The sequence below is a fragment of the Massilia sp. IC2-278 genome (assembly GCF_020708045.1).
GTDB lineage: Bacteria > Pseudomonadota > Gammaproteobacteria > Burkholderiales > Burkholderiaceae_D > Telluria.
This window is the reverse complement of sequence record NZ_JAJFES010000014.1, coordinates 16,796-29,557: the sequence shown is the minus strand read 5'-3', so window position 1 is coordinate 29,557 and position 12,762 is coordinate 16,796. Positions and strand designations below refer to the sequence as shown.

Here is a 12,762-nt window from a genome sequence, read left to right as displayed (position 1 = left end):
CGTTGGTCTTACCTTATACAGAACCCAGGGCGCGCGCGGGCAGGGCCGGCGCGGCGCTGGCGCCGGACCACGCCGGCAGCAGAATTTCGAATGCGGTGCCGGTGCGGCCGCTGCGGCAGGCGATGTGGCCGTTCAGCTTCTTCACCAGGCCATGCACGATCGACAGGCCGATGCCGCGGTGGGCGCCGTCCTTCGTGCTCTTCACGGGCGCGAACAGGTTCGCCATCACCTCGGGCGCCAGGCCCGGGCCGGTGTCGGACACGCTCAGCTCCAGGAACAGGCGGCGCTCGCGGTGCACGTGGCCGCGGTTCGCGATCTCGATACGTCCGCCGCCGCTGCCGGCCAGGGCCTCGACCGCATTCTTGACCAGGTTGACCAGGATCTGCTTGAGCGTATCGGCGTCGCCCTCGACCAGGCGCGCATCGTCGTGCAGCGCGGTGGTGATCTGCACGCTGCCAGGCACGAACTGGCCGGCGCGGAACAGGCGCACCACGTCTTCCACCACTTTCACGGCATCGAGCGCGCGCGGGCCGGTCTCCACCGGCTTGATGTCGGCAAGGGTGCCGATCAATTGGCCGACGCGGTCGATCTCCTCGTTCAGCACCGACATCTCGCCCGCCACCGGTTCCTGGCGTTCGAGCTTGCTGTCGAGGACACTCAGGTAGTTCTTGATGATGGACAGCGGGTTGTTCACTTCGTGCAGCACGCGGCGCGAGGCTTCGCGGTATTCCTCGGCCACGCTGGCCACCTGGCGGCGCGCGTTGGCGCGCTCCTGCAGCGCGCTTTCCAGCGCCGTGGCAGCTTGCGTGCCGAACGATTGCAGGAAGCGCTCGCGCTTCTGGCAGGCCGCCAGCTGCCACGAGGCTACGCCGCCCACCAGCACGCCCAGGCAGCGCACACCCGACACCAGCGGCAGGCAGACCAGGCCCTCGGTGCCGAGCATGCGCAGCAGCTGCTCCTCGGGCAGGCCGAGGGTGTCGCCGCCGCGCTGCAGGTAGGCCGGACGGCGCGCCAGCGCGGCCGCGGCGATCGGGCCGCCCTTGGCCAGCGGGATCGCGAATTCGGCGATGCGCGCGGTGGCGATGCCCGGCGCGCCGACCAGCAGCTGGCCGGTCGGGTTCTCCAGCAGGATCACGGTGTTGTCGAAGTCGAACAGGATGCGCGCGGTGCGCGTCATCGACTCGAGCAGCGCGCTCTCGCCTTCCTGGCGTGCGAAGGTCTGGCCGACCTCGGACACCAGCACCAGGTTGCGCACTTCTTCCGACAGGCGCTGCTGGACCGGGTCGACCACGGGCGGCGCATAGGCAGGCGGCGCGGGAATGTCGTCGGCGCCGGCCAGGTCGATGCCGAGATGGAGGGCGGCCTTGTCGACCTGGCGCGCGCTGGCGGCCAGCATGTCACCGACCTCGTCCTGCTCCAGCCCGCACAGCAGCGCGCCTTCGGCCAGGGCCGCGGCATCGTCGGGGTGGCCGGCCATCAGGTGTGCCAGGCGCACGATGCGAATCAGCGGATGGGCCGACTCCAGCCGTTCGCTCGACTCGTGGTGGTACAGCACGGCGTCGGCCAGGAAGGAATCGAGCTCCCAGCGCTCGACCAGCCAGGCGCCGGCTTCGGCATGGGTGATCTGCAGGGTGCGCTGCTCGACCGCGCACAGGTCTTCGTCGTCGAGCGCGGTGAAGTTGAAGCCGTATTCCTTGGGCGCGGTGGCAAGCAGGGCCAGGCGGCCGACGTTGTGCAGCAGCCCGGCGAGATAGGCTTCTTCCAGGTGCGGATAGTCCATGCGGCGCGCCACGTCGCGCGCGATCACGGCCGCGGCCAGCGAATTCTTCCAGAAGGCGCGCAGGTCGGTGCTGCCGGAATGGGGGAAGTTGTTGAAGGTCTGGAAGACGGAATCGCTGATGACCAGGGTCTTGATCATGTCGGTGCCGAGCGACACCAGCGCCTGCTCCAGGTTGGCCGCGCGGTTGCCGCGGTGGTAGGCCGAGCTGTTGGCCACCGTAAGCAGCTTGCCGGTAATGCCGGCGTCCTTGGCGATCAGGGCCGCCAGTTCCTGCATGCCGAGGTCGTCGGCCTGCAGGTGCCCGAGCAGCTTGACGAGAATTTGCGGCATCGCCGGCAGCCTGGCAACAAGCAGGCGATTGCGAATATCCTGGTCTGGTTGGTGCATGGTCTCGCTCGAGGACGCCACTAAGGTTTGAAGGTGGCGCTCCATCCCTGAGCTACCACGACATGACATTTAGGTATTGGTGAAACCGGATGTTATTTTTATTGCCACTTCGCACGAAATAAGCGTCTTAGCATATATACATTTCTGATCAGGAACAATACTTTCTGTTAAAAGTGTGAGCTTTTCCATGAGGATTTGTATATTCAAGACAATTTCATTATCTATATGGAAACATCAAGGTACCGACTTCGGCAAACGCCGCTACACCTGTCTGCCATTGCGTGCCTTGATGCGCCGGTACTGCCGCGAGACTATCCAGCACGCCAGCGCCGCCAGGGCAAAGCCGGCCTGGCCCAGCGCCAGCGCCAGCACCGAATGCGACAGCGCCGGCGCGATCAGCCCGGCGACGATGGCGCCCAGCAGGGTCGACACGAAGGACTGGCAGGACGCCACGGTGCCGCGGATGTGCGGGAACAGGTCCAGCGCCAGCAGCGTGGCGCCAGGCGCGATGATCGAGCTACCGAAAGTAAAGAAGAACATCGGCAGCACGGTCCAGGGCAGCGCCGGCGGCAGGAACAGGTGGTAACCCACGTTGAATGCCACCGCCCCCAGCATGAAGGCGAAGCCGGCCCAGATCTGGTACGAGAAGCTCTTCTTGCCGGCCATGCGGTTGGCCGCCATCGACCCGAGGAAGATGCCGCTCACGGTCGGCACGAACAGCCAGGCGAAACCCGACGGCCCCAGGTGCAGCTGCTGCGGCAGCATCACCGGCGAGGCCGTGATGTACAGGAACAGGCCGGCGAAGTTCAGGGCCGTGATCCCGGCCTTCATGTGGAACAGGAAGGAGCCGAAAATGGCGCTGTAGCTGCCTGCCAGGAAGCGCGGGTTGAAGGGTTGGCGCTTTTCCTTGGGCACGGTCTCCGGCAGGTGCTGCCAGCATACCCAGCCTAGGATGACCGTGAACAGGCACAGCGCCAGGAAGATCGCGCGCCAGCCGAACAGGATCACGATCCAGCCGCCCAGCACCGGCGCCACCGCCGGCGCGATCGAGAAGATCATCGTCACCATCGACAGCAGGCGCGCCGCCGCCGTATCCGAATACAGATCGCGGATGATGGCGCGCCCCACCACCACCCCGGCTCCGGCCGACACCCCCTGCATGATGCGGAACACCCACAGGTAGTGCACCGAAGACGCCGCCGCGCAGCCGAAGGTGCCGATGGCGAACACCACCAGCGCCACCAGGATCACGTTGCGCCGCCCGAAGGCATCCGACAGCGCGCCATGCCAGAGCACCATGCCGGCAAAGGCCAGCATGTAGGCGGTCAGGGTCTGCTGCACCTCCAGCGCGGAGGCGTGCAGGTTGGCCTGGATCTGCGGAAAGGCCGGCAAATAGGCGTCGATCGAGAACGGCCCCAGCATCGACAGCCCGGCCAGCAGCGTGGCCAGGCCGCCGGCCGAGAGCATGGTGATCTTGTGCGGTTCGGGCAGCGGAACCGGGATCACCGGGTCCTTGGGCAGTTCGTCGGGTTCGGTCGGTGGCAGCATGGTCTACTTAGTTTGCGGTCGGTTCCTGCTTGGGCTTTGCTTCCTCGCGGCGGTTGTAGCCGGCCACCATATCGAAGCGGAACAGGCGGCATTCGAGGGCGCCGTTGAAGAACGGGGTCTTGCGCGCTTCCTTCAGGCGCAGCAGCTTCGGCAGCGACAGGTCGGCCGTGAACAGGAACACGGTCCAGCCGGCGAAGCGCTGCTTCAGCGTGGTGCCTAGCGCCGAGTAGAACGACACCGCCATCTCGTCCTGCGGCACCGTCGAGTCGCCGCGCACGCCGATACGCTCGCCGTACGGCGGGTTGGTCAGCAGGATGCCGGGGCCTTCCACGGGTGGCGACACGTGCTGGGCTTCGATCTGCTTGAGCGGCACGTCGAACAGGATGCCGGCGATCTTCAGGTTATGGCGGGTCATGGCGACCATGTCGCCCGAGATGTCGGAGCCGAAGATGGTCTGCTCGCTCGGCAGCGGGTTGGCCTTGATCGCGGCCTTCATTTCCTGCCAGGCTTTGCTATCGAAGTCGGCGAATTTTTCAAAGGCGAAGCGGCGGCGCGCGCCGGGCGGGATGCCCTGCACCATCTGCGCGGCTTCGACCAGGATGGTGCCCGAGCCGCACATCGGGTCGAACAGCGGCGTGCCCGGCTTCCAGCCCGACACGCGCAGCATGCCGGCGGCCAGGTTTTCGCGCAGCGGCGCGTCGCCCGTTTCTTCGCGCCAGCCGCGCTTGAACAGCGCTTCGCCCGAGGTGTCGAGGTAGATGATGAAGTTGCGCGCATCCAGGAAGCCGACGATGCGCATGTCGGGCTCGCGCGTGTCCACCGACGGACGCTTGTTGAACTGGTCGCGGAAGCGGTCGCAGATCGCATCCTTGATCTTCAGGGTCGTGAATTCCAGGCTTTTCAAAGGCGACTTCACGGCGGTGACGTCGACGCGGATCGTGTGGTCGACACCGAACCAGTCTTCCCAGGGCTGCTCGAGCACCAGGTCGTAGATGTCGTTTTCGTTGTTGTAGCTGCGCTGGCCCATGCGCATCAGCACACGCGAGGCGATGCGCGAGTGCAGGTTGACGCGGTAGGCGTCGACCAGGGTGCCGGAGCAGTGCACGCCGCCGGGGACCTGGTTGTGCACCTTCAGCGTGGTGCTGTGTTGCTGGGCGATTTCAGTGAGTTCTTCGGCCAGTGCGGCTTCCATGCCGCGCGGGCATGGGCAAAAATATGAGGTCATGGGGGTACCCTTTGTCCGTTGGTGTTAAAAAAATAATGTGGCTGGAAGCGCCGGTCGCTTGCAGCCACGTTGGTGATTCAGTTAATTGTTATGGTCGGGCGGTGGAGCGGTGGGTTCGAGAACCCACCCTACGTGGGGTGGGTACTTGTACCCACCCCACGTAGGGTGGGTACTTGTACCCACCATCGCACAGCCAGCACAGCCGCGAACGCCCATCAACGCGCGAACCCGCTGCGCGGATGACCTCGCGATCAAAAAATTCAGAACGGCTTCACGACCACCAGGATCACGATCAGCAGCAGCAGGATCACCGGCACTTCGTTGAACCAGCGGAACCAGGTGTGGCTGCGCTTGTTCACGCCGGCCTCGAACTTCTTCAGGATCGAACCGCAGGCATGATGGTAGCCGATCGTCAGGATCACCAGCGCCAGTTTCGCGTGCAGCCAGCCGCCCTTGATGCCGAAGCCCAGCCATAGCCACAGGCCCAGCAGCAGCGCCGGGACGGCCAGCATGGTGGTGAAGCGGAACAGGCGGCGCGCCATCAGCAGCAGGCGCGCGGTGGCGACGTTGTTGGTTTCCTGGGCCAGGTTCACGAAGATGCGCGGCAGGTAGAACAGGCCGGCGAACCAGGAGGCGATGAAGACGATGTGGAAGGCTTTGATCCAGAGGTACATGCGGGTCCTTTATTTATCAATCGTTCAGCTGCGCACTTCGCCGTGGCCGAACACGACGTATTTCAGCGAGGTCAGTCCCTCGAGCCCGACCGGGCCGCGCGCATGCAGCTTGTCGTTCGAGATGCCGATCTCGGCGCCCAGGCCGTACTCGAAGCCGTCGGCGAAACGGGTCGAGGCGTTCACCATCACCGAAGCCGAATCGACTTCGCGCAGGAAGCGCAGCGCGGCGCTGTAGTCCTCGGTAACGATGGCCTCGGTGTGCTTCGACGAGTAGCGGTCGATGTGGTCCATCGCTTCCTCGATGCCGGCCACCACCTTCACCGCCAGGATCGGCGCCAGGTATTCCGTGCTCCAGTCTTCTTCAAGCGCTTCGGCCAGGTGCGGGTAGCCGGCCAGGATCGCGCGCGCTTCGTCGTCGGCGCGCAGCTCGACTTCCTTCGTCTTGTACAGTTCGGCCAGCTGCGGCAGCACCGTAGGCGCGATCGAACGCGCCACCAGCAGGGTTTCCATCGTGTTGCAGGTGCCGTAGCGGTGGCACTTGGCGTTGAAGGCGATCGGCAGCGCTTTCGCCAGGTCGGCCTTGCCGTCGATGTAGACGTGGCAGATGCCGTCGAGGTGCTTGATCATCGGGACCGTGGCTTCCTCGATCAGGCGCGCGATCAGGCCCTTGCCGCCGCGCGGCACGATCACATCCACGTACTGCGGCATGGTGATGAGGGCGCCGACGGCGGCGCGGTCGACGGTGTCCACGACCTGCACGGCGTCCAGCGGCAGGCCGGCTTTGGTCAAGCCTTCGGTGACGAGTTTCGCCAGCGCGCGGTTGCAGTGGATGGCTTCCGAGCCGCCGCGCAAAATCGCCGCGTTGCCGCTCTTGATGCACAGGCCGGCCGCATCCACCGTCACGTTCGGGCGCGCTTCGTAGATGATGCCGATCACGCCCAGCGGCACGCGCATCTGGCCCACCTGGATACCGCTCGGGCGCGACTTCATGTTCGAGATCTCGCCGATCGGATCGGGCAGCGCCGCGATCTGGCGCAGGCCGTCGACCATGGTGGCGATCGCCGCCGGCGACAGCGCCAGGCGGTCGAGCAGTGCCGGAGCCAGGCCGCTGGCGCGGGCAGCGTCGAGGTCGAGCTGATTGGCGGCGGACAGTTCGGCCGCATCGCGTTCGATGGCCTCGGCAATCAGGAGCAGCGCGCGGTTGCGCGTCGCCCCATCGGCGCGCGCCATCGCCCGCGACGCGGCCCGGGCATTGCGGCCCAGCGTGTGCATGTAGTCGGTGATGTCCATCGTTTGGTTCCAGTGTGCGTTGAGCGTTCGGTTGTAGCGTTTGATGAGCGTTGAGCGGAGCCGGAATGCATGCGTCGTGTGAACGGGTTGATGCACGCGAATCGATGACACATCCTGTAGGGTGGGCACTCTGTGCCCACGCGGATCATGAACACCGATAGCGGCTCACCTGCAGGTCCCGCGCCCACGAATACCGCTAGCGTGCCACCCGCAACGCCAACTGCAACATCGCATCCCACGCATCCCCCGCAAACGCCTTGGCCCGCAATCCCTTGACCATCTTGTCCACCTGCGCCGCATCCTGCAGCGCCGCTTCGAGCGTGGACAGCGACACGCGCCGCAAGGCCGGTTCCATCATCCGCTCGCGCGGCCCCCAGATCCGGTATTCCTTCAAGAGCGCTCCGAGCGGCCGCCCCTGCGCCATCCCGGACTTCAATTTTAGCAGCGTGCGGATTTCCTCGGACACCGCCCACAAGACCAGCGGCAGCGCCTCGCCCTCCCCCTTCAGCCCGTCGAGCATGCGCGCCAACCGCGCCGCATCCCCGCTGAGCATGGCCTCCGACAGCTTGAACACATCGTAGCGCGCCACATTCAGCACCGCGTCGTGCACCTGCTCGAACGTCAGCTTGCCCGGCTCGTGCAGCAGCCCCAGCTTCTGGATTTCCTGGTGCGCCGCCAGCAAATTGCCCTCGACGCGGTCCGCGATGAAGTCCAGGCTCTGGCGGTCCGCGCTCTGCCCTTGCGCACTCAGACGCATGCCGATCCAGCCCGGCAGCTGCGCCCTTTCCACGTTCGGAATCTCGATGTACACCGCGGCCTGCTGCAAGGCCGTCACCCACGAGGCCTTGGCCGTCTGCCAGTCCAGCTTGGGCAGCGTGATCAGGGTCAGGTTGTCGGGACTCAGGTCCTTGGCGTAAGCCTGCAGCGCGGCGCTGCCGTCCTTGCCCGGCTTGCCGCCCGGGATACGCAGTTCGATCAGCTTCTTGTCGCCGAACAGCGACAAGGCCTGGTTCGCCGCCAGCAGTTCGCCCCATTTGAAGGTGCGCTCCACCGTCAGCACGTCGCGTTCGGTGTGGCCGGCCGCGCGGGCGGCGCGGCGGATCTTGTCGGCGGCCTCCAGCGCGAGCAGGTGCTCGTCGCTGGTGATCACGTACAGCGGCGCCAGGCCTTTCGACAGATGGCCTTCGAGCGCCTCAAGCCGCAATTGCATCGTGCTGTCCTGCTCCGCTCGTCAAGCCTTGATCGCCGCCAGGCGGCGGATGATCTGCTGCACCAGGTCGGACTGCATGTCGCGGTACAGCAGCGCTTCCTCGCCTTCCTTGGCCAGCACGACTTCCTCGCTGAACGTGAGGTTGCGGTGCAGGGTGATCTCGGTCGGTCCCAGCAGCAGGTTGCCGCTGGCGTCGCGCACCTGGAACACCACCGTGTAGCTGAGCAGGTACTCGCGCACCCGGCCCAGGTTGTTCAGTGACAGGACCGCCTTGTTGCGCGCCTCGGAGACGACTTCGAAGCGCGCCTGCGCCCCTTCCGCCTTGGTCACGATGGTAACGTTGTCGATCGCACGCAGGTTGCGTTTCAACTCGTTGCCAAGCGACGAAGCTTCGCCGAAGCCGAGATGGATGGTCTGGAACGGCATGTTGTAAGAGCCGTTCGAGCCGCGCAGCTTGAAACCGCAGGCGGCCAGGCTGGAAACCAGCAACAGCGCGCACACGGCGCGCATCAGGGAAGGAAAGGATGCGCGCATGGGTTACACCACGATGTTGACGAGTTTGCCGGGCACGACGATGACCTTCTTCGGCGTGCCTTCCACGAACTTCTGTACCGCTTCCGAGGCCAGCGCCGCCGCCTCGACGGCAGCCTTGTCGGCTTCCTTCGGTACCTTGACCGAGCCGCGCAGCTTGCCGTTCACCTGGATCATCATCTCGATCTCGGCCTGCTCCAGCGCGGCCGGGTCGACCTGCGGCCACTGCACGTCGAGGATGTCGCCGTGCGCTTTCGCGTAGCCGAGTTCCTGCCACAGCGCGTGGGTGATGTGCGGCGCCACTGGGTTCAGGATGCGCAGGAAGATCGACAGGCCTTCGGCGATCACGCTGTCGCCGGCCGGGCCTTCGGCCAGTTTCGCCTGCTCCAGGGTGTTGAGCATCTTCATGCAGGCCGACACCACGGTGTTGTACTGGATGCGCTTCAGGTCGTAGTCGGCCTGCTGCAGGATCTTGTGCACTTCGCGGCGCAGCGTCTTGTGCGCTTCGTCCAGGGTCGCGGCGCCATCGGTGTTACCCAGCGCGGCGGCGATGCGGCTTGAGTGCGCATAAGCGAAGGCCCAGACGCGGCGCAGGAAGCGGCTCGCGCCTTCGACGCCGCTGTCCGACCACTCCAGGGTCTGTTCCGGCGGCGAGGCGAACATGGTGAACAGGCGCGCGGTGTCGGCGCCGTACTGCTCGATCTGCGCTTGCGGGTCGATGCCGTTGTTCTTCGACTTCGACATCTTTTCGGTGCCGCCGATTTCCACTTTTTCGCCGTCGGCCTTCAGTACGGCGCTTTGCGGGCGGCCCTTGTCGTCGAAAGTGAGTTCCACGTCGGCCGGGTTGTACCAGGTCTTCTTGCCGGCCGCGTCTTCGCGGTAGTAGGTCTCGTTCAGCACCATGCCCTGCGTGAGCAGGTTGACGAAGGGCTCGTCGAACTTCACCAGGCCGAAGTCGCGCATGACCTTGGTCCAGAAGCGCGCGTACAGCAGGTGCATGACGGCGTGTTCGATGCCGCCGATGTACTGGTCCATCGGCATCCAGTAATCGTTGCGCGCGTCGACCATGGCGTCGTTCGAGCCCGGCGAGGTATAGCGCATGTAGTACCACGACGAATCGATGAACGTGTCCATCGTGTCGGTCTCGCGGCGTGCGGGCTTGCCGCATTTCGGGCAATCGCACTTCAGGAACGCTTCGTCCTTGTTCAGCGGGTTGCCGGTGCCGTCCGGGACCAGGTGTTCGGGCAGTACGACCGGCAAGTCTTTTTCCGGCACCGGGACCACGCCGCACTCGCCGCAGTGGATCATCGGGATCGGCGTGCCCCAGTAGCGCTGGCGCGAGATGCCCCAGTCGCGCAGGCGGAAGGTGACCTTCTTGTCGCCCAGTTCCTGGGCCGCGAGGTCGCCCGAGACCGCGTTCACGGCCGCGGTGTAGTCCAGGCCGTCGTACTTGCCGGAGTTGATGGTGCGGCCGGTTTCCTTGTCGCCGTACCACTCGTGCCAGGCATCCAGAGAATATTCCTGGCCTTCGACAGCGACCACCTGCTTGATCGGCAGATCGTATTTCTTGGCGAATTCGAAGTCGCGCTCGTCGTGGCCCGGCACGCCCATCACGGCGCCGTCGCCGTAGGTGATCAGGACGTAGTTGCCGACCCAGACCGGCACCTGCTCGCCGGTCACCGGGTGGGTGACGGACAGGCCGGTCGGCATGCCCTTCTTTTCCATCGTCGCCATGTCGGCTTCGATGACGGAACCGAGCTTGCATTCGGCGATGAAGGCCTGCAGTTCCGGGTTGTTTTTCGCAGCGTGCTGGGCCAGCGCGTGTTCCGGCGCCACGGCGCAGAAGGTCACGCCCATGATGGTGTCGGCACGGGTGGTGAAGACGTACAGCTTGCCGTCGTTGATCAGCTCACCGGCATCGTCCATGATCACGTGCGGGAAGGCGAAGCGCACGCCGGTCGACTTGCCGATCCAGTTGGCCTGCATGATGCGCACGCGCTCCGGCCAGCCCGGCAGCTTGTTGTCGACAAAATCCAGCAGCTCGTCGGCGTACTCGGTGATGCGCACGTAGTACATCGGGATTTCGCGCTTCTCGATCGGCGCGCCCGAACGCCAGCCCTTGCCGTCGACGACCTGCTCGTTGGCCAGCACGGTCTGGTCGACCGGGTCCCAGTTCACGGTGCCGGTCTTCTGGTAGATGATGCCTTTTTCCAGCATCTTCAGGAACATCCACTGGTTCCACTTGTAGTATTCCGGCTTGCAGGCGGTCATTTCGCGCGACCAGTCGATGGCCAGGCCCATCGACTCCATCTGCCCGCGCATGTGGGCGATGTTCGAATAGGTCCACTCGGCCGGCGGTACGTTGTTCGCCATCGCCGCATTCTCGGCCGGCATGCCAAAGGCGTCCCAGCCCATCGGCATCAGCACGTTGTAGCCGTTCATCCGCAGGTAGCGGTACATCACGTCGTTGATCGTATAGTTGCGCACATGGCCCATGTGCAGCTTGCCGGATGGGTAAGGCAGCATCGAGCAGGCGTAGTACTTGCCTTTCGGGAAACGTGGGTCGTTCTCGACGGCTTTGTAGGCGTCGATCGACTTCCAGTACGCCTGGGCGGCCTGTTCAACTTCGGCTGGACTATATTTATCTTGCATGATGTTCTGCGGAAGAATATTGGAGGGTGAGCAGGACATTATACTGGTTCATCTTGCACTGCGGCGTGGTTGGCGGCACCACCCCGCGTGAGTGACCAATTACCCCTGGAGGCAAGCCAGCTGCGTTATTTCGATGCGGCGCAATGGGCGTAATCGGTATCGAACCAGCCCGCAGGACGGCAGGTTCCATCCAGCACCGCCCGCACCCGGGCCAGGCGCAAGGCGTACGCGGTGGGTTCGCGCTCCGGGTGGTAAGCGTTCGGCGCCTTGATCATGGCGACCAGGCCGGCGCTCTCGGCATCGTCCAGCTGGGCCAGCGGTTTGCCGAAATAGGCCTGGGCGGCTTGCGCCAGGCCGCGCACCTGCTGCCGGTTGTGGCGGCCCATGTAGACCGACTGCACGTACATCGCCAGCTGCCGCTCCTTCGGCATGCGGGCGTCCAGCACCAGCGCCGTGATGTCGCGGCCGAAGTCGACGCGCTTGCAGCAGTCGAAGACGCGGCGGTAGAAGCGCTGCAGCAGGCCTTTCGTTCCATCCAGCTGCGGGCCTTCGAGGAAGAACTCGCGCGCCAGTGCGGAGGAAATCGTGGCCACGCCCTGCCCTTCGGCCAGGCTCAGGCCGTGGTGCGAATAGAAGGTGGGGTCTTCGATGCGCAGCAGGATGGCGACCTGGCGCGGCGACAGCGCGGCTGGTGCGCTGTCTTGCGGCCAGCGCGCCAGCAGATCGTCGAACGCAGCGGCGGCCCAGCCGGCGGCGATGGCGAGGTAGAGAACCAGCGCCGCCAGCAGCGCCAGCAAAACTTTGGCGAGGCGCTTCATGGCGCCCTGGCCACGTCGGGATAGGCTCCCAGGGTCGCGATCTCGCGCAGGAAGCCTTGCTCGATGTAGCCGGGGATCTTGCCGAACTCGCCGAGCACGCGGGCGCGGAATTCGTCGTGCTCGTGCCAGCGCTCGGTGGGCAGGCCGAAATAGTTCACGGGATGGGCGGAGACGCGCGGTTCGGGCCAGTGGCGCGCCAGGGTCATCAGGTAGCGGCGCATGGCGCAGACCTTGCCGATGACCAGCAGGCTGTCGATGCGTTCCAGGCCGATTGTCTCGGCGACTTTGGCGCGGCCGAGGAGTACGTTTTCGCCGGTGTTGGTGGCGGCGGGTTCCAGGATCAGGATGGACTCGGGGATGCCCAGCTGGAGCAGGCGCTCGGCGATGACCAGGGCTTCGGGGTGGGGATTGCCGCCGGTGGGACCGCCGGAGACCAGCAGGCGCTGGAACATGCCGGCTTGCCAGAGGGCGTGGGTGTCGAGGCAGAATGCGTCGACACCGTGGCGGGTGCCGAACAGGAAGCCGAGCGTCGAGGGCTGGGCCGGCAGGGTGGGCATGACGTAGCGGGAGATGCGCAGGAGGTCGTCGGCGGTCATGGCCATGTGCGGTGGTAGGAGAACCTCGTTACGTCTTCAACAGTACGTGGA

General features: G+C 65.3%; 10 protein-coding genes. All 10 read right to left on the bottom strand.

All coding sequences use genetic code 11. The features are described from left to right. Positions 1–13: 13 nt before the first annotated feature. Positions 14–2,167, bottom strand: coding sequence for an HDOD domain-containing protein (locus LK540_RS20230; RefSeq protein ID WP_229439120.1), 2,154 nt, complete (start codon positions 2,165–2,167; stop codon positions 14–16). 261 nt (positions 2,168–2,428) lie between these two features. After that, positions 2,429–3,715: a multidrug effflux MFS transporter gene (locus tag LK540_RS20225; protein ID WP_229439119.1), complete on the bottom strand. Its 1,287-nt coding sequence runs from the start codon at positions 3,713–3,715 to the stop codon at positions 2,429–2,431. Positions 3,716–3,722: 7 nt separating this feature from the next. Continuing rightward, on the bottom strand, positions 3,723–4,940 hold the full coding sequence (locus LK540_RS20220) for a class I SAM-dependent RNA methyltransferase (RefSeq protein WP_374041375.1): 1,218 nt from the start codon (positions 4,938–4,940) through the stop codon (positions 3,723–3,725). 260 nt (positions 4,941–5,200) lie between these two features. Continuing rightward, positions 5,201–5,614 carry a CopD family protein gene (locus LK540_RS20215; protein ID WP_229439118.1) on the bottom strand — a complete coding sequence of 138 codons (414 nt, stop codon included), beginning with the start codon at positions 5,612–5,614 and terminating at the stop codon, positions 5,201–5,203. A gap of 24 nt (positions 5,615–5,638) precedes the next feature. Continuing rightward, on the bottom strand, positions 5,639–6,904 hold the full coding sequence (locus tag LK540_RS20210) for a glutamate-5-semialdehyde dehydrogenase (protein WP_229439117.1): 1,266 nt from the start codon (positions 6,902–6,904) through the stop codon (positions 5,639–5,641). Between the two features lie 196 nt (positions 6,905–7,100). Continuing rightward, complete coding sequence (gene holA, locus LK540_RS20205) at positions 7,101–8,114, bottom strand: DNA polymerase III subunit delta (RefSeq protein WP_229439116.1); 1,014 nt, start codon at positions 8,112–8,114, stop codon at positions 7,101–7,103. A gap of 21 nt (positions 8,115–8,135) precedes the next feature. Beyond that, entirely contained in the window at positions 8,136–8,648 is a 513-nt protein-coding gene (gene lptE / locus LK540_RS20200) for an LPS assembly lipoprotein LptE (protein ID WP_229439115.1), read from the bottom strand. A gap of 3 nt (positions 8,649–8,651) precedes the next feature. Beyond that, positions 8,652–11,297, bottom strand: coding sequence for a leucine--tRNA ligase (gene leuS / locus LK540_RS20195; protein ID WP_229439114.1), 2,646 nt, complete (start codon positions 11,295–11,297; stop codon positions 8,652–8,654). Between the two features lie 125 nt (positions 11,298–11,422). Then, positions 11,423–12,115, bottom strand: coding sequence for a transglycosylase domain-containing protein (locus LK540_RS20190; protein ID WP_229439113.1), 693 nt, complete (start codon positions 12,113–12,115; stop codon positions 11,423–11,425). Beyond that, complete coding sequence (locus LK540_RS20185; protein ID WP_229439112.1) at positions 12,112–12,711, bottom strand: YdcF family protein; 600 nt, start codon at positions 12,709–12,711, stop codon at positions 12,112–12,114. The genes LK540_RS20190 and LK540_RS20185 overlap by 4 nt, the downstream gene beginning before the upstream one ends. Between the last annotated feature and the right edge of the window lie 51 nt (positions 12,712–12,762).